The sequence below is a fragment of the Janthinobacterium sp. P210005 genome, assembly GCF_036231865.1.
Lineage (GTDB): Bacteria > Pseudomonadota > Gammaproteobacteria > Burkholderiales > Burkholderiaceae_D > Janthinobacterium > Janthinobacterium kumbetense.
In genome coordinates this window covers 39,290-61,488 of record NZ_JAZARC010000006.1, presented here as the reverse complement: position 1 = coordinate 61,488, position 22,199 = coordinate 39,290, and the positions used below count along the sequence as shown (strand labels likewise).

Here is a 22,199-nt window from a genome sequence, read left to right as displayed (position 1 = left end):
CACACCACCTTCACAGGTCAAGAATCATGCCGCCGATGGTCAGGCCCGCGGCCGTGCCCATCATCAGCAAACGCTGGCCTGCCACGGCCCGCCCCGTCATCACCGCCTCGTGCAGGGCGGTGGGCAAGGACGCGGCCACCTGGTTGCCATGCGTTTCAAAGATCTTGATGATTTTAGCATCGGGAACGTCGAGGATGCGCGCCGCATGCGCGAGTCCCAATGGACTGGCCTGGTGCGGCACGACCACGTCGACTTTTTCCAGTCCCGCACCCGATTCCTGCATTAGTTCCGCCAGGAAATCCGGCATCACCTTGACGGCCAGGCGGAACACGGCCTTGCCATCCATGCGGAACAGGTAATCACCCGGTTCGCAGCCGTTGCGCGGGTTGCGCTCGGTGCCGCCGCCGCGGATTTCACAGTAGCGCCGCCCTTCCGGATACGTGCCCATCTTGTAGGCGCGGATGCCGGCGCTGCCATCGCCGCGCTCGACGATGACGGCGGCGGCGCCGTCGCCAAAGATCATCGACGCTTCCGGCTCGCTCCAGTCGACGCCGCGCGAGGCGAGGTCGGACGAAACGATGGCGATGCGCCGGTAGGCGCTGCCCGCCAGCATGGACGCGGCCACGCGGAAGGCGGCCATGAAGCTGAGGCAGCTGGCGTTGACGTCGAAGCTTTGCGTGCCTGGCGGCAATCCCGCATGTTCGGCCACGAAGCAAGCCGTATTCGGCAACGCTTGCTCGGGCACGCCGTTGGCGCAGATCAACAAGTCGATGTCGGCCGGACGCAGGCTGGCATTCTTCAGCGCGTCGAGCAGGGCGGCGGCGCCCAGCTGGCTTTGCGATTCATCGGGCGCGGCGACAAAGCGCGACAGCACGCCGCTCTTGCGCAGGGTATAGCCAGCCGGATGGCCCAATGTCTGGTCCAGGCTGGCGGAAGTCACACTCTGCGACGGCACGGCCTTGCCCGTCGCGATCAGGCGAACTGGAATCATGTTGGCCTTAACAAAATAAAATAAATACGGTTGATGAAGGGTCTATGCGCTAATCACGTGCCAGCGGCGGCAATGCAACACCGCAGTTCTTGCAGAAACTGGCATCGTCATCGAGCCCTTCCTTCAGGCACGTGGGGCAGGTACGCGTGGTGACCAGCTTGGAACTGCGCTGCACCGTCATTTCCGCGCTGATAATGCCGGTAGGCACTGCCAGGATGCCCCAGCCGAGCAACATCATCAGGGAAGCGATGGTGCGCCCGATGTCGGTCCTCGGCGTGATATCGCCGAAACCCACGGTGGTCATGGTGCTGATGGCCCAGTAAATCGACGTGGGGATACTGCTGTAACCGTTCTCCGGTCCTTCCACCACGTACATCACAGTACCCAACAGAAAGACCACCATCATGACAAAAGACAAGAAAATGAGGATTTTGCGCCGGCTGGCCAGCAAGGCCCGCCCCAGTACCGTGTATTCATGCACATACGACGTGAGCTTGAGGATACGGAACATGCGCAGCAGGCGCAAAATGCGCACGTCGATCAGCACGTGCGCGCCCGGCAGCAGCAAGCCGATGTAGGTCGGCACGATGGCCAGCAAATCGATAATGCCGAAAAAACTCTTGGCATAGCGCACCGGATGCTGCAGGCAAGACAGGCGGGCGAAATATTCGATGGTAAATAAAATGGTGAAAAACCATTCCAGCGCCGTCAACCAGGTGCCATAGCGCTCGGCCACGGAGGCGACACTGCTGAGCACGACCACCGTCACGCTGATCAGGATGGCGGCGATCAGCAGCAAATCGAAGGCGCGGCCCGTGCGCGTTTCCGCCTCGAAAATGACGGTGTACACCTGCTCGCGCCAGCCCCGCTCGGGCTTGCCATATTTCTGCTGCGTTTCCTGCGCCGCCAGTTGCTGCGGCGTCAAGGGCGCCGCTCCGCTCTTCGTCGCGGCTTTCATGTGGGTAATGTGCTCATATACTATTATTGTATAGATAATTGACAAAGCACGGCGACACGCACGGTTGCGCTACAGGTTTCACTACAACAACACTACGACAGCTTTTTCGCCAGCAGCACGGCATTGCGCCGGTCGCGCTCGGCTTGCACGATGTCCGCCGTGCGCGCTTCCGACAGGCCCACCGTGTGCAGCACGGTGGCCGTCAGCTGCAGCGCCGATTCCAGCGCCTCGGGCACGACCAGGGTGGCGCCCGCCTGTATCAGGGCCACGGCATGCGCCTCGTCGCGCGCCCGCGCATACACGGGCAGCTGCGGATATTCGCGGCGGATCGATTTCACGGCATGCAGCACGGACGCCGCATGGTCCATCGTCAGCACCACGGCGGCGGCCCGGTCCGCATTGACCTTTTGCAACAATTCCGCGCGCGACGCATCGCCGAAATACACGGGGAAGCCGCGCGGATGCAGGGTCGTCACCAGGCGCGCGTCATTTTCAATCGCCACATACGCGATATCCTGCTCCGTCAGCACCTTGGCCAGCAACTGCCCCACCCGGCCAAACCCGGCGATGATGACGGTGCTGCCCTGGGGCGGCGGCGCGCCGTGCGCCAGGTCGGCCAGTTGATGGTGGTGGCGCTGCTCCCACCAGTTGCCGAAAGCGCGTGCCGCCTTGGCCAGCGCCGGCGTGGCAAACAGGCTCAGGCCCACCACCAGCATGACGAACTGCGCCACCTGCGGGCCGATCAGCTTGGTACCCAGCGCATACGCGACGACGATGAAGGCGAATTCGCCGCCCTGCCCCAGCAGCACGCCCGTTTCCACGGCACGCCCCCAGTGGAAGCCGCCGATGCGGAAAATCACGCTGATGACCAGGGTTTTCAGCGCAAACAGGCTCAGCACGGCCAACGGGATCAACACCGGCGACTTGAGGATTTCGCGCACGTCGATCTGCATGCCCACCGACATGAAGAACAAGCCCATCAGCAAGCCCTTGAAGGGCTCGATCGTCACTTCCACTTCGTGCCGGAATTCCGTTTCCGCCAGTAGCAGGCCGGCCAGCAAGGCGCCCAGCGCCATCGACAGGCCCGCCAGGTAGGTCAAGCCCGCGATGCCCAGGGTGCTGAGCAGGGTCAAGGCCATGAACACGTCGGGCTGGCGTTTCTTGACGAAAAACTGGAACAGCGGACGAATCACGCGGCGCCCCAGCAGATAAATCAGCAGGATGGCGCCGGCCGATTTCACGGCCGCAAAGCTGAGCAGATACGCCAGATCGTCGCTGCGCCCGCTGGCGAACACGTCGATCAGGATGAACAGCGGCACCACCATCAAATCCTGGAACATCAAAATGGAAAAACCCGCCTGGCCGGCCGGCGTCTGCAGGGAGCGCTGGTCGGTCAGCAGCTGCATCACCACGGCCGTGGACGACAGCGACAGCACCAGGCCCAGCACGATGGACGCTTCCAGCGACAGGCCAAAGTAATACGCGACGCCGCCGATCAGGCAGGCGCTGACGGCCACCTGCCCCACGCCCGCGCCAAATACCCAGCGCCGCAGCGCCCACAGCCGTTCCGTCGACAGTTCCAGGCCGATCATGAACATCAAAAACATCACGCCCAGCTCGGCCAGGCCGCTGACCTGCTCGGCACGCACGAACGAGAAATATGTCAGCCACGTGAAGTCGCCCGCCCACAGGCCGAAGCCGAACGGGCCGAACAGGGCGCCGACGGCCAGGAAACCGAGGACCTGGTTGACCTTCAGGCGTTGCAATAACGGAATAAAAATCCCGGCCAAGGCGAGAAACAGGAGGGTTTCCCGCAAATACGGTAAGGCGTGTTGCTCTTCCAAAATAATCCTAACTAAATATCATTCATGCTGAATTGGTCGTGTCGCATGCGCGGCCATGGCGAAGTAAGTGCACACACGATATTTTGCCACAAGGCAACAAATTCCCTACGGACGCACCGCTTGCGGCGGCGCCAGCATGTCCGCGCGGGGGCGGCCCCAGCCCGGCACGTAGGCGGGACACGGCCGGTTGCGGAACTGCTGCAGTTCGACGGTCGTGAAATTGGGCAGCATGCCGGGGTTGAAGCGCACATCCGTCAGCTTGTCCGCATTCAACCTGGGCATACGGGCAAAGCGGAACCAGGCGTCGACATAGCAATTGTCTTCCTGCAGCGCGCGCAAGGCGGCCAGGCTGCCCTCCGCCTTGGCCGACACGGCAATGCCGGGCGCCAGTTGCTGGCCTTGCTTAACCGTTTCCACCAGGCCGGCCGGGCAGGCGGCCGGCGCCAGCGCATCCGGCAGCAGGCTCAGGGTGCCGCGCCGCAAGGTGTACACGTCCGTCTTGCTGTCGAGCGAGACATAGATCCAGCACAGCGGGTTGCTGGGAAACGCCGTCATCGCCACGTCCCACACGCGCGTGCCGGGATCGAGGCGCTGCACGGCCGCCTCGATGCGCGCACGGCCAAGGGCCGACGCCACGCCCTGCGTGCCGATGAACGTGGCGGCCAGCGCGAAGGCCAGCAGCAACGGTCCGCGCCCCCGCTCGCCGGCCCGCCCCTGCAGCACGGCCAGGACCACGCCCAGCCCCAGCAGGATGACCAGCGAAGCGGGCGCCAGATAGGTTTTATAGGTGAAGAAACACAGGGCCGCCGTCAACCCCGCCAGCAGCACGCTTTTGACGATGCCGTAGTGCAAGGACATGATCACGGGCACGCCCAGCAGCACCCAGAACATGGGCTCGACAATGAAGACCATGTCGCCATACAGCCAACGGCTGTCAAACGGATAGAACGGGTGCAAGCCATAGGAATTGAGGAAATCCATGCCCATGTGCAAGCAAAAGCCCAGCAGCAGGCAAGCGGCCAGGCCGATGCGGGCGGGTACGCTGCTTTTCAGCAGCCGGCGCGCGCCGGGCCACAGCAGCCACAGCAAGGCCAGCAACAGCAGCGCCTGCGGCAAGGCCAGCAGCAAGGTATGCGTGTGGCCGCGGTGGTGCAACATGTAGCCGAACGGGCGCGGCAGCAGCCTGGTCAGTACCAGGTCGAGGTCGGGCGCGTTGCTGGCAAACCATGCCGAAAATAAAAACAGCGCGCGCCGGGTGCGCTGTGCGGGGGCCTGCGGCTCGGGCGGCAGGCTGCGGTGTACCAGTTCGCCGACCCCGAGGCCGATGACCGAATGCGTAATATTATCCATAGGGCAATTTTACAGGATGCCCGCCCTGGCGTGCTCTTGCACGACTGCCTGCGCGACAAAGCTACAGCTTCTCCAGCTCCGGGCCACGCATGCCCACCAGCAAGGCGCGGCCGTCGGGCAGCACGCGGAACTCGCCATAGCGGGCCTTTTCCCAGCGCGCCGCGTCGCCTTCCTTGAAGAACCAGGCATCGCTGACGAGCACCCAGTTCCCATCCTTCGGCGTCAGTTCGAGCAGGAATTCGCCGGGCGCCAGCGCCTCTTGGGTGTACGGGCGCAGCAATTCCGCCACGCCGCGCGCATCGCGCATCGCCACGACGAGGGGCCGGCCAGGCGCCCGGTCCACGCTGGCCAGGGTGGACAGGACGCCCAGGTTGACGAAATTGAGGCGCATGTAGTCGCCCTGCATCAGCGAGCGGGGATCGACGGGTTCCAGCGCCACGAAGATCGCTTGTCCTTTGGCAATCAGCTGCTCTTTTTGCCAAATGCCGCCATTGGCGACCAGCAACACCAGCAGCAAGCCCCCCAGCACGCCCAGGCGCGCGGCGCGGTGTTCAAGAACCACGCCCGCCGGTTTGCTTTCCACCAGGTGCAGCACGGCGCCCCGCGTGGCCAGCCACGACAGGGCGCACAACAGCGCGCCGGCCATGGCCAGCAGCGCCGCCTTGCTGGCCAGCGGCCAGGCAAGCTGGTAATAAAAGCTGCCGAGTATCCACGCCGCCGCCAGCGCGGCCGCCACGGCCACGCGCGAACGCCCGCTCGTCAAACAATACGCGAGGATCAGCAGCACGGGCCCCAGCGCCGGCATGAACCACGCCAGCACGATCAGCACCAGCGCCACACCGATGGCGGGCAACTGGCGCAGGGCCGGCCAGCGCCATCCCGTCCAGGCGGCCGCCGCCGTGGCCAGCACGAGCGACACCCCATTCAACACTTGCGCATACCAGGCAACGGCCTGGTGCCGGGTCACTTCGCGCGCCACGTCGCCGACAATACCGCCTCCCAGCGCGCCGCCCAGCATGAAGGTCATGCCGGACCAGAAGACCAGCCCCAGCAAGATTGCCAGGACCCACCCCGTCGACAGCGATTCCAGGAAGGCGGCGATGGACGCGCCGCGGCCATCGTTGAACGCCTGCTTTTGCAGCCAGTGAGCGCCCAGCCAGAGTGCCAGGGCCAGCATCCAGGCGCTGTACAGCTGCGTGGGGTCGTTCTCGAAAATCCAGTCGCGCGTGCTATCGATGATGCCCAGCCCCAGCAAGCCGCAGGCGACCAGTCCCAGCAGCACGCGCAGCCAGTCGCGCGGCAGGGCGGCGGCCGTCAGCAGGCACGCCAGGCACATCAGCAGCGACGCCGTCTGCGTGGCATAGTCGCGGAACAGGGCATAGCCGAGCAGGCTGCCGCCCACCAGCAGGCATGGCACGGCCAGTTGCTCGACAAACAATGCCACGCCGCGCGTGCGGATCAGCAGCACGGCCACCACCAGCACGATGGCGGCCACGACATACGCGCCGGGGCCGTGGCGCACGACGCTTTCCAGTCCCGCGCCCAGTGCCAGGACCAGAGGGATGGCGGCCAGCCAGGCGCCAAGGGCCGTCATCAGCACCAGCGGCCACGGCCGTACATCCTGCACGGGACGGGCGGCGCCGGACGGCAACAGGCCGGCGCGCGTGGCGTCGTCGATCAGGGAGGCGAGCGCATCGGCTCGCTGACTATTGATATGGCTCATGCCGCCTCCCGGCGCGTGCGCCACAAAATGCCTTGCACGGTGAGCGCCAGCAGCACGGCCGCGAACAAGCCCAGCATCACCAGCCTGCCGATGCCATCGCCATTGCCGCCGCCATGGAACAGCACGTGCCCCAGCCCCCACACCAGCAAGGTATTCAGGCCCAGCGCGACGGCGCTCAGGCCGAACACGTCAAAGAACCGGCGCGTGGCCAGCAGGACGCCGGCGACGGCCAGCAAGCCGAGACCGGCCCAGTACGGCGATTCGATCTCGCTGCCGAACAGGGCGCTGACGGCCGTGCCCGTGATGAGGATGGTGGCCAGCACCAGGCCCAGACGCAAGGCCCAGTTGCCCGCGCCCGTCCAGCGCGCCAGCAGGGGCGAGACGAACGCACAGCCAGCCAGCACGGCCAGCCAGCCGCCGATGAAAATGGGCAGATCGGCCGAATCGACGCGCCAGCTGTTGTGCGCATGCGCCTGCATCCACAGGGTGGCGGCCGTCGACAGTATCAGCATCCACGGCGTCCACAGCACGTCGCTGCGCGCCACCAGACACAGCGGCAAGGCCAGCGCGGCCCACAGGGCGAACAGCTGCCACGGATCGGCGCCCGTCTGGTACGTTTGGCCGAAATACGCGAACAGGCCGCCGATGGCCAGCAAGGCCAGCAGCAGCAAGGGCACGCGCGCTTTCGGCACGGCAAACGCGCCCACGCAGGCGGCGGCCAGCACGCCTTGCAGCAGGGCAAAGCGGCCCATGCGGCCCAGGTCTTCCCAGTTGGCGGCCACCCAGCAAATCAAACCCATGCCCAGCAACACGGCGCCCAGCACGGCCACGCCACGCGGCAGCCAGTAGGCCAGGCGCGCCGGTTCGCGCTGGAAGCCGGCCACTTCCTGCAGCTGCCGGGTTTGTTGGGCATCGAGCGCATAGTCCGAGGCGAGTTGGTACACGGCGAGGCGTAAATCCATCGTCTGCTTTCAGGTTGATTGGTCGTAAGAAAGCGTCAGCGCTCGACGCTGACGCCGCGCCAGAAGGCGACGTGGCCGGCAATTTGCTTGGCGGCATCCTTGGGCTGGGGGTAATACCAGGCCGCGTTGGCATTCGTCTGGCCATCGACGACGAGATCGTAATAGCTGGCCGTGCCCTTCCATGGGCAGATGCTCGTGTGGCTGCTGGGACGCAGGTATTCCTGCGTCACGGTAGCGAAAGGAAAATATACATTGTTTTCAACGACTTGCACCTGCGCATCGGTGGCTTGCGCGATGACGGCGCCATTCCAGCTGGCTGTTGGCATTTGACTATCCTCCTTCTGCGCCGAGTGTAGCGCAAAAAGTCCGCCATGGCGCGCGCCATTGGCGCCCCGCTCAAGCGCCGGCGATGATCTGGCGCAAGGCTTGTTCGAACACTTCGGGAGGTTGGCCGCCGGAAATCAGATGGCGCTCGTTGATGATGACGGCGGGCACCGAATTGATGCCGTTCTGCTGGTAGAACTGTTCCTGCGCGCGCACCTCGTCCGCATACGCGCCGGAGGCCAGCACCTCGGCCGCTTTCACGCCATCGAGCCCCACCTTGCCGGCCACGGCCAGCAGCACCGCGTGCGAGGACGGATCCTGTCCCTGCGTGAAATACGCATCGAACAGCGCCATTTTCAATGCCTTCTGGCGCCCTTCCAGTCCGGCCCAGTGCAGCAGACGGTGCGCGTCAAACGTGTTGTAGATGCGGCCGCGCTTGTCCATGGCAAAGGTAAAGCCCAGCTGTTCGCCGCGCGCACGGATGGCTTCGCGCGATTGCGCCATCTGTTCCGGGGTGGAACCGTATTTGCGGGCGATGTGTTCGCCGACATCCTCGCCTTCGGGCGGCATGTTGGCGTTCAGCTCGAAGGGCTGGAAGTGGATGTCGGCCTGGACGGTGCCTTGCAGCGTGTCCAGCGCCTGCTCCAGCGATTTCAGGCCGACCACGCACCAGGGGCAGGAAACGTCGGAAACGAAATCGATACGGATGGGGGTAGGTGTGGCGGGAGTGGAACTCATGGTGGGCAGCCTTTGCGCGAGTCGGTGGCGGCCGCACCGCGCGGCGCCGCAAGCACAGCATATGCGTGCGGTCCGCGGGAAATCAAGCGCTTACTTTTTCTTGGCGGGCGCCTTGGCCCCATCCTTCTTGCCGCCGATCTTGCTTTCCTTGCCAGAAAGCAAGTTCGCGATGTTCTGGCTGTGGCGGTAAGCGAGCAGCACGCTCATGACGATGACGGCCAGCAAGATGGGATCGACGCCGAACAGCAAGCCATAGTAAAACGGCGCGAACAGGGCCGCCACCAGGGCTGCCAGCGAGGAATAGCGGAAGGCATAGGCAATGATCATCCAGGTGGCGAGGGTCGCCAGGCCCAGCCAGGGATTGATGCCCAGCAACACGCCGAGGGCCGTGGCCACGCCCTTGCCGCCGACGAAGCGGAAGAACACGGGCCACAGATGGCCGAGGAAGACGGCGATGGCGACCAGGGCCACGGCCGTGTCGCCCACACCCAGCGCGCTGGCAAAATGGTCGGCCAGGAACACGGCCAGCCAGCCCTTGGCGCCATCGCCCAGCAGGGTCATGATGGCGGCGCCCTTGTTGCCACTACGCAGCACGTTGGTGGCGCCCGGATTTTTCGAGCCATAGGTGCGCGGATCGGCAATGCCGTAGACCTTGCTCATCACCACGGCAAACGATATCGAGCCGAGCAAGTAAGCGGCCACTGTCATTGCCACGGTTGTGATTAGTGGATTCATTTCTTCCCTTTATTGTGTTTATTGCACCAGCATCGAGGCTGGCGCAGCAGAATATACACCAGCGCCCCGTCCAGGGACAGGGCGGAGCACCGCTTTCTTGCTCTCTTAATCCTGCAAGGCGCACTGCACCGGTTTGGCTTGCAACAAATCAACGAGCACCTGCGGCGCCAGCGAGACGAGGAAACCGCGCCGCCCGCCATTGATATAGATGCGCTCGAGCGCGAGGATGGATTGCTCCACGTACACGGGCATGGCCTTCTTCGTGCCGAACGGCGAGGTGCCGCCGATCATGTAGCCGGAATGGCGCTGCGCCACTTCGGGCTTGCACGGCTCGACGGACTTGCAGCCGATGCCACGCGCCAGATTCTTGGTCGACACCTTGCAATCGCCATGCATGAGCACGATCATCGGCTTGGCCGCCTCGTCCTGCATCACCAGGGTCTTGATCACCGCATGTTCGGGCACGTTCAATTCGCGCGCCGAGACGCTGGTGCCGCCGTGCTCCTCGTAAGGATACGGATGTTCTTCGAAGGAAACTTGATGCTTGCGCAGCAACTGCGTCGCCTGGGTTTCGGAAATATGCTCTTTTTTAGCCATGCGTGATACGCTGATCGTTCAGTGAGGAGTGCTAATTATGCAGGAAGAAATCCGCTTTGCCACATTCAATGTCTGCAACCTTGCCCCCGCCGGGGCGAAATTGTATGACAACCTGGAACCGTTGAGCCCGGCGCAATACGAAGCCAAGGCGGAATGGACGGCGCGGCAAATCGACCTGCTCGACGCCGACGTGATCGGTTTCCAGGAAATTTTCTCGCAGGCGGCCCTGCGCGACGTGCTGTCGCGCACGCGCCATTACCGCGCAGCCACCCTGGCCGGCTACGATGCCATCGATGCCGCCGGACGCATGCTGCCCACGGTGGCGCTCGTGTCGCGGCTGCCGCTGGCCGGCGCCGGTGTTGCCTGGGCGAATTTTCCCGCCGGCGTGAGCGTGCCTGCCGACGACGATGCTGGCCGCTTCGCCCGCGCGCCGCTGCATGTCCAGGTCATCTTGCCTGGCGGACAACTCACGGATGTGGTCGTGGTGCATTTGAAATCGCGCCGCCCCGACTACCGCCATGGCGACGGCAACGATGCCACCGCCTACGCGCTGGCCAACCTGCGCTCGCTGCAGCGGCGCGGCGCGGAAGCCGTGGCCCTGCGCGTGCTGGCAAGCGAACTGGGCCACAGCGGCCGTCCCCGCATCGTGCTGGGCGACTTCAACGACATCGCCAATGCCGTCACCACGGCCATCGTCATGGGGGCGGGCGCGCCGTGCGAAGCGGGTGCCGAGATGCGCGAACGCCTGTACGACGCCAACGCCATCCAGCAGCGCCAGGACGCCCTGCGCCACGTGGGCTACACGAATATCCACGACAGCGCCTACATGACGATCGACCACATCCTCGTGTCCGAACACTTTCATCCCGCCTCGCCGCGCGCCATCGGCGTGCTGCAGGAAGTGACTTATCTCAACGACCATCTGCTGCTGGGCTTGCGGTACGCCTCCGACCATGGCCAGGTACTGGCACGCATCAAGCTGCTGGGAAATATTGACTAACTTAGCTGCTAATTAAGCAACTTCGCCAGCGCGCTGCCCTCCACTTGCGCGCTGGCATAGCGCCCCTGATATTGCTGGCAGCCCTGCCCCCGCAGATACGCCAGTTGCTGCGCCGTTTCCACGCCTTCGGCGATCACCGTCAATTGCAGCTCGCGCGCCATGGCGATGATGGTGGCGGCCACGGCCGTGTCGGACTCGCCCGCCGCGCCGTCCGCCGCGGCGGGCAGGAACGAGGGGTCGATCTTGAGCTTATCCACCGGGTAATGGCGCAGATTGGCCAGGCGCGAATAGCCGGTGCCGAAGTCGTCGATGGCCAGCCTGGCGCCCAACGCGCGCAGTTGCGCCAGCACGCCGGCCAGGCGCGCGCCGCCCTTCATCAGCAAGGACTCCGTCACTTCCAGTTCCAGGCAGCCGGCAGGCAAGCCCGACACGGCCAGCGCCTCTTGTACGCTGAGCAACAAGTTATTGTGCAGGCATTGCGCCGGCGACAGATTCACGGCCACGCGCCAGGCATGGCCCGCGTCGTGCCAGGCGCGCGCGCGCAGGCAGGCGTGGCGCAGCACCCAGTTGCCGATCGACACCATCAAGCCGCATTCCTCGGCCACGGCGATGAAGCGCTCGGGCGGCAGCACGCCCAGTTGCGGGTGGCGCCAGCGCAACAGCGCTTCGGCGCCGACGATCTGCCCGCTGGCGACATCGAGCGCAGGCTGGAATTCCAGCACGAATTCCTCGCGACCCAGCGCCTCGCGCAAGCCTTGCTCCAGGCTGGCCCGCTCGACGATCTGCGCATTCATCTCGGCATTGAAAAACTGGAAATTGTTGCGCCCGCTTTCCTTGGCGTGGTACATGGCGATGTCGGCGTTATGCACGAGGCTATCGATGCTGTCGCCATCGCTGGGAAAGATGGCCACGCCGATCGAAGTGGACACATGCAATTCGTATTCTCCCAGCTGATAGGGCTGCGTGACGGCATGCAGCAGGCTGGACGCCACGTGGGCCACCTGGTCGATGCCGCCCACCTCGGCCAGGATGATGACGAACTCGTCGCCGCCATGCCGGCTGACCGTATCGACGCCGCGCACGCAGCGCACCAGGCGCCGCGCCACTTCCTTGAGCAGCAAGTCGCCCACGTGGTGGCCCATGCTGTCGTTGATGTGCTTGAAGTGGTCGAGGTCCAGGTACAAAATGGCCAGCATGCTCAGCTTGCGCCGCGCGGCCGCCAGCGCCAGCGACAGCCGGTCCAGCAACAGCACCCGGTTCGGCAAGTCGGTGAGGAAATCGTGCTCGGCCAGGTGGCGCGTGTGCTCCTCGTTTTTCTTGCGCTCGCTGATATCGCTGAGGATGGCCAGGTAATTGCTCAATTGCCCCTGTGAATCGCGGATGGCCGTCAGCGACAGCCAGGCCGGGTAGCGCCCGCCCGCCTTGCGCTGGCCCACGATGTCGCCTTGCCAATATCCGTTGTCCCCGACTTCGTCCCACACGTGGTCGAAAAACGCCGGCGCGTCCGGCTCCGCCCCGTGCAGGACGAAGGGCTTGCCCAGCATGTCGTCCAGGCTGTAGCCGCTGATCTCGCTGTATGCGGGATTCATGCTGACCACGCGCTGCTGCGGATCGAGCACGACGATGGCTTCGCGCGCATGCTCGACCACCTGCGCCGACAGGTACAGGGCGCGCTCGGCAAGTTTGCGCGAGGAAATATCCCGGATCACGGCGTAAAACAGATAGGTGTGGTCGAGCGTGACGGAGGTGAGCAGCACTTCGCCCCAGAACAGCTCGCCCGCGCACGTCTGGTAGCGCCAGTCGTAGCGGCAGTTGCCGTCCGCGTGGGCCTGCGCCGCCAGTTGCGTTCCCCGCAACGCTGACAATTCGCCATCGGGCTGGCGCAAGGGCGAAAAATCGCTGAGGCGGCGCCCCAGCAGCCGTGGCCGGTCTTCGCATTGAAACAGGACGATGGCGGCCGGATTGGCGTCGGCGATATGCTCGTCACGCAGCAGCAGGATGGCATCGGCGGATTTCTCGTACAACTGGCGGAAATTGTCGCCCATCAGCAACAAGGCGCCCTGCGCGGCGCCATCCTGGCCGCTGGCCGTGATGTCGACGTCGATGCAGACCACTTGCCGCACTCGCCCGGACTGGATGACAGGAAACACGGTGGAACAGATGCAGCGCGGCGCGGCCCCATCGGCGCCGAGCTTCCACAGGCGCGTGCTGCGCGCCTTGCCGCTGTCCCACACGGCCGCCAGTTCGCCGGCAACCTCCTCGGCCAGGGTGGCATCCGGCAGAGAGGCGGCCACCCTGGCCCACGGCTGGCCCAGCGCCAGCTCGGCCGTCACGCCATACAGGCGCGCCGCACCCAAGCTCCAGTAGCGCACGATGCCATCGCGGTCGATGCCGCGCACGGCCAGGCCCGGTGCCTGCTCGACGGCGGCAACGATGATGGACAGCAAATCGAGCGCCTTGCCGGCCGCTCCCGCCTGCGGTTCGGCAGCGGCCAGCAAACGGCCCGGCGACGGGGCGGCTCCGGCAATCCGTTCAGACATCAGCCCCCCGTGGCGCGGCCGCACGGCAACCGGCGGGCGAATGGCCTGTCCGGTGGCGCAACCATCCCACCCATTCTTGCGCGCCGGCGAATCGGCTTCTTGAGGATGCGCAAGCATCGTGACGTGCACGGCATCGATGCCGGCAGTGTCTTTGGTCGCCGTTTTTTGCATTCCAGCCCCGATTTTGTGCAATCTGTCGCACGGCGATGGCGGCCGGGCTGGATTCTTCCTAAAGTGGCAACATGCGCATCGCCGTGAACGGCTGCAGCGGCAGGCGTGTTGTCTGCGGCCGCCACGGTGATGCGCTACCCGAATTCCCCCGGCCAGCGACAGGCCGGGTCCGCACCGAGACCTGGCGCCGAACCCCTGCGCCGCTCCTGACCAAAAATACCTATGAAAAACGAGACCCTGCCCCCCGCCTCTCCCCTTGCAGCCACGCGCCGCCGGCGCTGGCGCACCCCCGTGCTGATCCTGGTCGTGCTGGGCCTGGCCGGCGGCGGCTGGACGGTGATGCAATCGAAGCAACAAGCCGCCAAGGCGGCCGAACTGCAAGCGAGCAAGAAGAAGGAGCAGGCCAAGACGCCCGTGCATGAACTGGCGCAGGGTGACGTGGCCGCCATCGCGGCGCGCGCGCTCAGCATCAGCTTGCCCCTGTCCGGCTCGCTGGCGCCCGTGACCCAGGCCACCATCAAGGCCAAGGTTTCCGGCGTGATCCAGGAAACGACCTTGCAGGAAGGCCAGCAAGTGGCGAATGGGCAAATCCTCGTGCGCCTGGACGCGGCCGACCTGCGCGCCCGCCTGACGCAGCAGCAAGCCATGCTCGACGAAGCGCAGGCGCGCTTGTCGATGGCCAGCAAGAATGAAGCGAACAGCCAGGCCTTGCTCAAGCAAAAATACATCTCGCAGACGGCGTACGACACGACGCAAAACTCAGTCGAGCTGGCGCGCGCCAACGTCAAGTCCGCCGCCGCCATGGTCGATATCGCCCGCATCGCGCTGGCCGATGCGGTGATCCGCGCGCCGATGGCCGGCATCGTCAGCAAGCGCCACCTGCAGGCCGGGGAAAAAGTCTCGCCCGACATGCCCGTCTACACCATCGTCAACCTGGCGCAGCTGACCCTGGAAGCGCCCGTGCCCAGCGCGGAAATTCCCCGCATCAAGCTGGGCCAGGACGTGCACTTCAAGGTCGACGGCTTCGGCGCACGCGACTTCGCCGGCAAGGTCACGCGCATCAACCCCACCACCGAGAGCGGCTCGCGCGCCATGCTGGTCTACATCGCCGTCGACAATGGCGATGGCGCGCTGCGCGGCGGCATGTTCGCCAAGGGCAGCATCGTCACCAAGCGATCAAACGTGGCGCCGCTGGTGCCGTTGACGGCCGTGCGCAACGAAAAGCAGGGCCCCGTCGTGTATGCGCTGGTGAACAACAAGGTGGTCGCCCAGCCAGTTACCCTGGGACTGCGCAACGAGGATGAAGGCTATGCGGAAGTGACGTCCGGCCTGGTGCCGGGCGCGAAAGTCATCATCGCCAGGCTCGATGGCGTCAAGCCGGGCCATGGCGTGACCTTCGCCGCACCCGCCGCCGCCCCTGCCGCGCCGGCAGCCGTGCTGGCACGGAAGGATTAAGCCATGTGGATGACCAAAGTCAGTATCCAGAACCCCGTCTTCGCCACCATGGTCATGGTGGCGCTGGTGGTGCTGGGCATCTTCTCCTACCGGGGCCTGGGCGTGGAAAGCATGCCCAGCGTGCAGTTCCCGTTCGCCGCCATTGAAGTGAACTACCCGGGCGCCTCGCCCGAAGCCGTGGAAAACGACATCACGCGCCCCATCGAGGACGCCGTCAACACCGTCAGCGGCATCAAGACCATCCGCGCCAACTCGTGGGAAGGACGCGCCGGCGTCTACCTGGAATTCGAGCTGTCGACGAACATGGACAAGGCCATGCAGGACTTGCGCGACAAGGTGGCCCTGGTGCGCCCCCGCTTCCCGAAGGAAGCCAAGGACCCGTTCATCGCCCGTGCCGAGGGCGACAACGAGCGCCCCATCGCCACCATCGTGCTGACGTCCACCGGGCATGACCTGCGCTCGCTGTCGACCATGACGGAGCAGATCATCAGCAAGCGCTTCCAGGGCGTGGCCGGCGTGGGGCAAGTCAAGCTGCGCGGCCTGCGCGCGCGCCAGATCCTCATCAGCATGAAGCCGATCGAACTCAATGCCCAGGGCATCGGCGTCGATGAAGTGATCCGCGCCATCCAGGCCACGAATACCAATTTGCCGGCCGGCTCCATCAGCCATGGCGCGGCCGAACAGCTGGTGCGCGTGGAAGGCAAGATCAAGGATGCGCGCGAATTCGGCAAGATCATCGTCGCGCGCCGCGCCGTCGGCCCCGTCTACCTGGACCAGGTGGCCACCGTCGTCGACGGCGAGCAGGAAGAACTGTCGATCTCGCGCATGAACGGCCAGCAGGCCGTGACCATGGAAATCACCAAGGTGCAGGACGCCAACGTGGTCGAAGTGGGCACCGGCATCCTGAAAGTGGCGGCAGACCTGCAAAAGACGCTGCCGCCCGATATCACCCTGCGCGTGCTGGACGACGAATCGGAGCGCGTGCAAAGCCAGCTCGATAACGTCAAGCGCACCATCATCGAAGGCGCCGTGCTGACCATGGTGATCGTCTTCCTGTTCCTGCATTCGTGGCGCTCGACCATCATCACGGGCTTGACCCTGCCGATCTCCGTGCTGGCCAGCTTCATCGCCATGAAGGCCTTCGGCTTCACCCTGAACTTCCTCACCTTGATGGCGCTGTCGCTGTGCATCGGCCTGTTGATCGATGACGCCATCGTCGTGCGCGAAAACATCGTGCGCCACCTGGGCATGGGCAAGAACCACTACAAGGCGGCCAACGACGGCACCAATGAAATCGGCCTGGCCGTGATGGCCACCACGTTCGCCATCGTCGCCGTGTTCGTCCCCGTTGCCTTCATGGACGGCATCATCGGCCGCTTCTTCCTGCAGTTCGGCATCACCGTGGCCGTCGCCGTTCTCGTCTCCCTGTTCGTCAGCTTCACGCTCGACCCCATGCTGTCGTCCGTCTGGCGCGACCCCGTCAAGGACCGCTTCAAGTACGCGCCATGGCTGGGCCGCTTCATGGCCTGGATCGAGACGGGCATCGACCGCCTGCATGTATGGTATGGCAAGGTGCTGGCTGTCGCTTTGCGCTGGCGCAAGACGACCCTGGCCACGGCCGTCGCCCTGTTCGCGGGCAGCCTGATGCTCGTGCCGATGATCGGCGGCGAGATGTTCCCGGAAACGGACCAGGGCTGGGTCAACCTACGCTTCAAGACGCCCGTCGGCTCCAGCCTCGAATACACGGATACCAAGGTACGCCAGATCGAAACGGCCCTGAAGGAATTCCCAGAAATCGACAGCCTGGTGGCCAATATCGGTACGCAGGACGGGCGCAACACGGCCGAGGTGAACCTGAAGCTGACGGACATCAAGAAGCACAAGCGCCGCTCGCAGCAGGAGCTGGAAAAGCTGATCCGCGAACGCCTGGCGCCGATCGCCGGCATCACCCTGTCCGTCGGACAGCGTCCCATCTTCATCGCCATTTTGGGCACGGACGAAGGCAAGCTCGATGCGGTGGCGCACACCCTGATGGACAAGATGCGCGGCATCAAGGGCCTGGCCGACATGGAGTACAGCCAGGAAGGCGCCAATCCGTCGACCACCGTGAAGATCAATAACGAACTGGCCAGCGACCTGGGTTTGTCGGTGCAGCAGATCGGCAACGCCCTGCGTCCGTTCGTGGCGGGCGACACGGTCAGCCACTGGTTAGCCAGCGACGGGCAAAACTACGACGTCAACGTGCAGCTGCCCAAGTCGGGCCGGCAAAAGGTGGCCGACCTGGCCGACCTGTCGCTGGCCTCCAGCAAGCTTGACGCGAACGGCAAGCCCGTCATGATCCCGCTGCGCCAAGTGGTCGACTTCGTGCCGTCATCAAGCCCGCAGGTGCTGAAGCGCCAGGCCTTGCAGCGCCGGGTCGCCATCTATGCAGGCACGCAGGGCCGCCCTGCCGGCGACGTCGATGCCGACGTGCAGAAAGCCATCAAGTCCATCGACCTGCCGCCCGGCGTGCGCTTCGACGTGGCCGGCAATGCGCAGCAGATGGCCGAAACCATGGGCGGCGCGATGATGGCGCTGGGGATCGCCGTGATCTTCATCTACCTGGTGCTGGCGTCGCAGTTCGGCAGCTTTTTGCAGCCGATCGCCATCATGGTGTCCCTGCCGCTGTCGCTGATCGGCGTGCTGGCCGCCCTGCTCATTACTGGCAGCACCCTGAACATCTTCTCCGTGATCGGCTTCATCATGCTGATGGGCTTAGTCACCAAAAATGCGATCTTGCTGGTGGACTTCACCAACCAGCGCCAGCGCGAAGGCCTGGGCCAGTTCGAGGCGCTGATGGAAGCGGGGCAAGTGCGCTTGCGGCCCATCCTGATGACGACACTGGCCATGGTCTTCGGCATGCTGCCGATGGCCATCGGCATGGGCGACGGCGGCGAATCGCAGGCGCCGATGGGCCGCGCCGTCATCGGCGGCGTGATCACCTCGACCCTGTTGACCTTGGTGGTGGTGCCCGTCGCCTACACCTACCTCGACAGCCTGGGCAAGCGCGCCGCGCGCTTTTTCGGCGGCAGCGGCGAGCACGCCGAATCCGCCGACGACGGCAAGGCACACGCCCACTGATTGACCGGTCGCCTTCACCGTCCCCGCATTGGCGGGGACGACGCGGCGGCTTCCTGAAGAGAGCTTCAGTTGACCAAAGCTGCCCCACTGGCTAGACTGTCCCCGTTATCAATGATATGGAGTGACTCGTGGGTGCTTGTTCCAGTGACAGTAGTCGATTGACCATCGGCGATCGGCCTTAGGCAAGACGCGCGCATTCCGCCCGCCCTGCCCATGGCAAGGTGCGGTTTTATCAGCGGCAGTACTCTCTCGCCGCCACTTCCCTCCTCATCGTTCCACCGTTATCGTCTGCTGCCCCCTTTCGGGGCGAATTGTCTTCGCCCCCGCACTCGCCTGTTCCTCCCCAGCCGGGAGAAACTGATGGTGGTATTTGACTTTGCGCTGCGCGTTGCCGCGGCATTGACCCTGGGCGCCATGATCGGCGCCGAACGCCAGCTGCGCCAGCGCATGGCGGGCCTGCGCACGAACGCGCTGGTGTCCGTCGGCGCCTCGCTGTTCGTGATGGTTTCCGTGCTCGAAGGCGATAGCGCCGGCCATATGCGCATCGCCGCGCAGGTGGTCTCCGGCATCGGATTCCTGGGCGCCGGCGTCATCATGCGCGAAGGCATGACGGTGCGCGGCTTGAACACGGCCGCCACCCTGTGGTGCTCGGCCGCCATCGGCATCCTGTGCGGCCTGGGGTTTGCCCTCGAGGCGGCCATCGGCACGGGCTTCGTGCTCATCGCCAACCTGGTGCTGCGCCACCTGGCGCAACGCATCAACGCGCACGGCAGCGAAGCGGGCATCGAGACGGAAAGCATCTACCGCGTGACGGCCGTATGCGAGGCGGAGCAGGAAATCCTCGTGCGCAACCTGATGCTGCGCATGATCAGCGGCATGCCGGCCCTGATGCTGCAATCCTTGCACAGCGAGGATGCCGCGCACGCCGGACGCATCGAAGTGCGGGCCGACCTGCTCACGCCCCTGTCCAGCCTGGGATTGCTGGAGCAGATCGTCAGCCAGGTCAGCCTGGAAGGCAGCGTCTCGGCCGTGCGCTGGGCGCTGGTGAACAACGCGGAATTTGTCGCCGAACGGGGAGTGTGATGATGAAAAAATGGATGCTGTGGTTTGTCAAACGTGGTCCGGCTGTCGCCACCTACCGTCTGACCGTCACCTGCCCCGCAGCGCAGGCCGACCACGTCGTGCGCCTGCTGCTGGCCGAACTCAAGGGCGCGGGCCTGGCGCCGTCGCAAATGCTGCGCAGCTGGGACGCGGCCAGGCAGGTGGTGCAGCTGATCGCCACGGTGCTGTGCCAGGCCGTGCAGCGCACCGTGCTGGTGCGCTTCGTCAACCGCGCGGGCGCCTGGCCGCAAGTGCGGCAAGTGCGCTGGGAAGGCGTCGCGCCTTCAGCTTGAGGCGGGCAGGCGCATGAGGAACAGCGCGCCGCCTTGCGGGCGGTTCTGCGCCTCGATGCTGCCGCCATACGCGTGCACGATGGCTTGCGACAGGGCCAGGCCCAGGCCGAAACCGGGCGCCTCGCCCGCGCGCGCCTGGGCGCCCCGGTAGAAACGCTCGAACAGATGCGGCAAGTCTTCCACGCCGATACCCGGTCCCGCATCGGCCACGCCGACGATCGCATGCGCGCCGTCGCGCGCCACGTGCACGCTGATGACGCTGTCGGGCGGCGAGAATTTCACGGCGTTATCCAGCAAATTGGCCAGCACCAGGTCGACCGGGCCGGCAGCCACCCTGGCCTGCACGTCGACACTTGCATCGAAGACGATGCGGATGCCGCGCTGCGCTGCCGCCTTTTCCAGGCGCTGCGCTGCCGCCCGCACGAGCGGATTGAGCTCGATGGTTTCCACCGCGTTGCGCTCCTGGCCCACGTCCAGGCGCGTGAGCATCAAGAGCTCTTCCACCAGGGTCGTCAGGCGCTGCACTTCATCGAGGCACGATGCCAGCGCATCGACATACTCGGGCGACTCGCGCGGGCGGCGCAGGGTGATTTCGATTTCCGTGCGCAGGCGCGACAGGGGCGAGCGCAATTCGTGCGAAGCGTCAGCCGTGAAGCGGCGCTGCGCATCGTAGCCGTGTTCCAGGCGGTCCAGCATGGCGTTCAGGGTATCGACCAGGCGGCCGATCTCGTCTTGCGTACCGGGATGGGGCAGGCGCTGGTGCAAACTGGCTTCGCCGATCGAATGCGCCTGGTCCACCACGTCGTCGATGGCGCCCAGCACGCGGCGCGTGAGCATTTCGCCGGCCAGGCCCACGGCCGCCAGCAGGGCCAGCGCCATGGCGCCAAACAGTACGGTGGCCGCGGCCAGCACGTGATTGGTGTCGTCGAGCGAACCGGCCACCTGCACCGCCAGGCGCGCGCCGGACGAAGGTACGGGAATCGAGACCATGCGCAGCGGCTCTTCGCCGAACTTCGGCAGGGTCTCGAAAATGGTCTCGCCGGCCGCCAGGCGCGCCAGCAAGGCCGGTGGCGCCGGCAATTGCGCCGCCTCCAGGTTGCGGCTGCGCGCCAGCACGCGGCCTTCGCCATCGATGATCTGCACCAGGCGGTCGAGCCGCGTCAATGACGGCGGCGCCTGGCCCGGCGCCACCTCGTGTACCTGCACGGGCTGGCGCGGCGCAGCGGGCAGCATGGCCATTTCCGTCTCGGCCAGCGCCAGCAGGGCCGCATCGAGCTGGCCGTGCACGGCGCGCGACAGACCCCAGTAACCGGCCAGCGCCGTACAGGCGACGATGGCGAGGATGACGGCCAGGTGCACCAGCAGCAATCGCTTGCGAAAGCTAGCCACCGTTGTTTTCCGCCAGGCGGAAGCCGCGTCCGCGCACCGTGTGGATCAAGGCCGGCAAGCCCGGCGCATCCACTTTCCCCCGCAGGTTGCGCACGTGGACGTCGATCAGGTTGTCAATGCCGATCAGGTCCGCCTGCCAGATCTGCTCGGCCAGGCGCGCGCGGCTGACCACTTCGCCCGCCTGGCGCAGCAGGATCAGCAGGATCGCGTATTCCTTGGGCGTGAGCACCAGCGGCACGCCAGCCCGCGTTGCCTGGTGGCTGACGGGATCGAGCGTCAGGTCGGCCAGCGCCAGCACCAGCGGGCGGCTGATGTCGGAGCGGCGCAACAGGGCGCGAATGCGCGCCAGCAGCTCCTCGAATTCGAACGGCTTGGTCAGGTAATCGTCGGCGCCCGTGTTCAGGCCCGTCACCCGGTCGGCCGTGGCGTCGCGCGCCGTGAGCATCAGCACGGGCGTCTGGATGCCGCGCGCGCGCAAGTCGCGGCAAAAATCGATGCCCTGCTTGCCCGGCAACATCCAGTCCAGCACGATTGCGTCGTAGTCGACGGCGTAGCTTTCGTCCTCGCCCTCTTCCGCGCTGTGCGCCACGTCGACGACAAAGCCTTCTTCCTGCAAGCCCCGCGCCAGCAGGCGCGCCGCCTTGCGGTCGTCTTCCACCAGGAGGATTCTCATGCCTGCCTTTCGCATTGCGCCGTGTTTTCCATGCTGGTATTTTACCGCGCCGCACCGTGCGCGCACGGAACCTGAAGAATGATTCAGGCGTTCTTGGGCGCTTCTTCAGGACCACATTGCTATGCTTTCCCGGCGCTGTTGTGACGCTGCCTGCGCCACCTGCGCCCCTCTCATTGCCCGCCTGGGCACGGCATCCACGCATGCCCCCTCACCATCAATAACAAGGAAACACGGG

General features: G+C 65.3%; 18 protein-coding genes. 5 read left to right on the top strand and 13 right to left on the bottom strand.

The features are described 5' to 3' along the window. Nucleotides 1-10 precede the first annotated feature (10 nt). The 10 genes from VPH40_RS22205 to ybaK form a co-directional block, all read right to left on the bottom strand. The gene (locus tag VPH40_RS22205) at nucleotides 11-991 is read right to left on the bottom strand and encodes a 3-oxoacyl-[acyl-carrier-protein] synthase III C-terminal domain-containing protein (protein WP_328574528.1); all 981 of its coding nucleotides are present in this window, start codon (nucleotides 989-991) and stop codon (nucleotides 11-13) included. A gap of 49 nt (nucleotides 992-1,040) precedes the next feature. Continuing rightward, nucleotides 1,041-1,949 carry an ion transporter gene (locus tag VPH40_RS22200; RefSeq protein ID WP_099666624.1) on the bottom strand — a complete coding sequence of 303 codons (909 nt, stop codon included), beginning with the start codon at nucleotides 1,947-1,949 and terminating at the stop codon, nucleotides 1,041-1,043. Nucleotides 1,950-2,041: 92 nt separating this feature from the next. Then, nucleotides 2,042-3,739, bottom strand: a complete 1,698-nt coding sequence (locus VPH40_RS22195) for a cation:proton antiporter domain-containing protein (protein WP_328574681.1) — start codon at nucleotides 3,737-3,739, stop codon at nucleotides 2,042-2,044. Between the two features lie 159 nt (nucleotides 3,740-3,898). Further along, nucleotides 3,899-5,143: a metal-dependent hydrolase gene (locus tag VPH40_RS22190; RefSeq protein WP_328574527.1), complete on the bottom strand. Its 1,245-nt coding sequence runs from the start codon at nucleotides 5,141-5,143 to the stop codon at nucleotides 3,899-3,901. A 61-nt stretch (nucleotides 5,144-5,204) separates the two neighbouring features. Next, nucleotides 5,205-6,866 (bottom strand): GDYXXLXY domain-containing protein, encoded by a 1,662-nt coding sequence (locus VPH40_RS22185; protein ID WP_328574526.1) that lies wholly within the window; start codon nucleotides 6,864-6,866, stop codon nucleotides 5,205-5,207. Then, nucleotides 6,863-7,828: a DUF2157 domain-containing protein gene (locus VPH40_RS22180; RefSeq protein WP_328574525.1), complete on the bottom strand. Its 966-nt coding sequence runs from the start codon at nucleotides 7,826-7,828 to the stop codon at nucleotides 6,863-6,865. The genes VPH40_RS22185 and VPH40_RS22180 overlap by 4 nt, the downstream gene beginning before the upstream one ends. A gap of 35 nt (nucleotides 7,829-7,863) precedes the next feature. Further along, nucleotides 7,864-8,154: a DUF427 domain-containing protein gene (locus VPH40_RS22175; protein ID WP_328574524.1), complete on the bottom strand. Its 291-nt coding sequence runs from the start codon at nucleotides 8,152-8,154 to the stop codon at nucleotides 7,864-7,866. Nucleotides 8,155-8,224: 70 nt separating this feature from the next. Continuing rightward, nucleotides 8,225-8,890 (bottom strand): DsbA family oxidoreductase, encoded by a 666-nt coding sequence (locus VPH40_RS22170; protein WP_289898859.1) that lies wholly within the window; start codon nucleotides 8,888-8,890, stop codon nucleotides 8,225-8,227. A 90-nt stretch (nucleotides 8,891-8,980) separates the two neighbouring features. Beyond that, complete coding sequence (plsY, locus tag VPH40_RS22165) at nucleotides 8,981-9,598, bottom strand: glycerol-3-phosphate 1-O-acyltransferase PlsY (RefSeq protein ID WP_442906682.1); 618 nt, start codon at nucleotides 9,596-9,598, stop codon at nucleotides 8,981-8,983. 132 nt (nucleotides 9,599-9,730) lie between these two features. Then, complete coding sequence (ybaK, locus tag VPH40_RS22160) at nucleotides 9,731-10,222, bottom strand: Cys-tRNA(Pro) deacylase (protein ID WP_251351753.1); 492 nt, start codon at nucleotides 10,220-10,222, stop codon at nucleotides 9,731-9,733. A gap of 37 nt (nucleotides 10,223-10,259) precedes the next feature. Here ybaK and VPH40_RS22155 point away from each other — a divergent pair, with 37 nt between their 5' ends. Then, complete coding sequence (locus VPH40_RS22155; protein ID WP_328574522.1) at nucleotides 10,260-11,222, top strand: endonuclease/exonuclease/phosphatase family protein; 963 nt, start codon at nucleotides 10,260-10,262, stop codon at nucleotides 11,220-11,222. An 8-nt stretch (nucleotides 11,223-11,230) separates the two neighbouring features. Here the strand turns inward: VPH40_RS22155 and VPH40_RS22150 are convergent, their stop codons facing one another. Beyond that, complete coding sequence (locus VPH40_RS22150; RefSeq protein ID WP_328574521.1) at nucleotides 11,231-13,762, bottom strand: sensor domain-containing protein; 2,532 nt, start codon at nucleotides 13,760-13,762, stop codon at nucleotides 11,231-11,233. Nucleotides 13,763-14,155: 393 nt separating this feature from the next. Between VPH40_RS22150 and VPH40_RS22145 the strand changes: the two genes are divergently transcribed. From VPH40_RS22145 to VPH40_RS22130, 4 genes are all read left to right on the top strand, one after another. Further along, nucleotides 14,156-15,388 carry an efflux RND transporter periplasmic adaptor subunit gene (locus VPH40_RS22145; protein WP_328574520.1) on the top strand — a complete coding sequence of 411 codons (1,233 nt, stop codon included), beginning with the start codon at nucleotides 14,156-14,158 and terminating at the stop codon, nucleotides 15,386-15,388. A gap of 3 nt (nucleotides 15,389-15,391) precedes the next feature. Next, a complete protein-coding gene (locus VPH40_RS22140; protein ID WP_328574519.1) occupies nucleotides 15,392-18,508 on the top strand; it encodes an efflux RND transporter permease subunit in 3,117 nt (1,038 codons plus the stop codon). Nucleotides 18,509-18,868: 360 nt separating this feature from the next. Next, nucleotides 18,869-19,591, top strand: coding sequence for an MgtC/SapB family protein (locus VPH40_RS22135; RefSeq protein ID WP_328574518.1), 723 nt, complete (start codon nucleotides 18,869-18,871; stop codon nucleotides 19,589-19,591). Then, a complete protein-coding gene (locus VPH40_RS22130) occupies nucleotides 19,591-19,902 on the top strand; it encodes a hypothetical protein (RefSeq protein ID WP_328574517.1) in 312 nt (103 codons plus the stop codon). Before VPH40_RS22135 ends, VPH40_RS22130 begins: the two co-directional genes overlap by 1 nt. Here VPH40_RS22130 and VPH40_RS22125 read toward each other — a convergent pair. Continuing rightward, entirely contained in the window at nucleotides 19,894-21,291 is a 1,398-nt protein-coding gene (locus VPH40_RS22125; protein ID WP_328574516.1) for a sensor histidine kinase, read from the bottom strand. The two genes, VPH40_RS22130 and VPH40_RS22125, sit on opposite strands and share 9 nt — an antisense overlap. Continuing rightward, nucleotides 21,284-21,964 (bottom strand): response regulator transcription factor, encoded by a 681-nt coding sequence (locus VPH40_RS22120; RefSeq protein ID WP_328574515.1) that lies wholly within the window; start codon nucleotides 21,962-21,964, stop codon nucleotides 21,284-21,286. Before VPH40_RS22120 ends, VPH40_RS22125 begins: the two co-directional genes overlap by 8 nt. Nucleotides 21,965-22,199: the final 235 nt, after the last annotated feature.

Coding starts and splice junctions, on each gene's coding strand:
- VPH40_RS22205 (WP_328574528.1), bottom strand. CDS start 991: ATGATTCCAGTTCGCCTGATCGCGACGGGCAAGGCCGTGCCGTCGCAG.
- VPH40_RS22200 (WP_099666624.1), bottom strand. CDS start 1,949: ATGAAAGCCGCGACGAAGAGCGGAGCGGCGCCCTTGACGCCGCAGCAA.
- VPH40_RS22190 (WP_328574527.1), bottom strand. CDS start 5,143: ATGGATAATATTACGCATTCGGTCATCGGCCTCGGGGTCGGCGAACTG.
- VPH40_RS22185 (WP_328574526.1), bottom strand. CDS start 6,866: ATGAGCCATATCAATAGTCAGCGAGCCGATGCGCTCGCCTCCCTGATC.
- VPH40_RS22180 (WP_328574525.1), bottom strand. CDS start 7,828: ATGGATTTACGCCTCGCCGTGTACCAACTCGCCTCGGACTATGCGCTC.
- VPH40_RS22175 (WP_328574524.1), bottom strand. CDS start 8,154: ATGCCAACAGCCAGCTGGAATGGCGCCGTCATCGCGCAAGCCACCGAT.
- VPH40_RS22170 (WP_289898859.1), bottom strand. CDS start 8,890: ATGAGTTCCACTCCCGCCACACCTACCCCCATCCGTATCGATTTCGTT.
- plsY (WP_442906682.1), bottom strand. CDS start 9,598: ATGACAGTGGCCGCTTACTTGCTCGGCTCGATATCGTTTGCCGTGGTG.
- ybaK (WP_251351753.1), bottom strand. CDS start 10,222: ATGGCTAAAAAAGAGCATATTTCCGAAACCCAGGCGACGCAGTTGCTG.
- VPH40_RS22155 (WP_328574522.1), top strand. CDS start 10,260: ATGCAGGAAGAAATCCGCTTTGCCACATTCAATGTCTGCAACCTTGCC.
- VPH40_RS22150 (WP_328574521.1), bottom strand. CDS start 13,762: ATGTCTGAACGGATTGCCGGAGCCGCCCCGTCGCCGGGCCGTTTGCTG.
- VPH40_RS22145 (WP_328574520.1), top strand. CDS start 14,156: ATGAAAAACGAGACCCTGCCCCCCGCCTCTCCCCTTGCAGCCACGCGC.
- VPH40_RS22140 (WP_328574519.1), top strand. CDS start 15,392: ATGTGGATGACCAAAGTCAGTATCCAGAACCCCGTCTTCGCCACCATG.
- VPH40_RS22135 (WP_328574518.1), top strand. CDS start 18,869: ATGGTGGTATTTGACTTTGCGCTGCGCGTTGCCGCGGCATTGACCCTG.
- VPH40_RS22130 (WP_328574517.1), top strand. CDS start 19,591: ATGATGAAAAAATGGATGCTGTGGTTTGTCAAACGTGGTCCGGCTGTC.
- VPH40_RS22120 (WP_328574515.1), bottom strand. CDS start 21,964: ATGAGAATCCTCCTGGTGGAAGACGACCGCAAGGCGGCGCGCCTGCTG.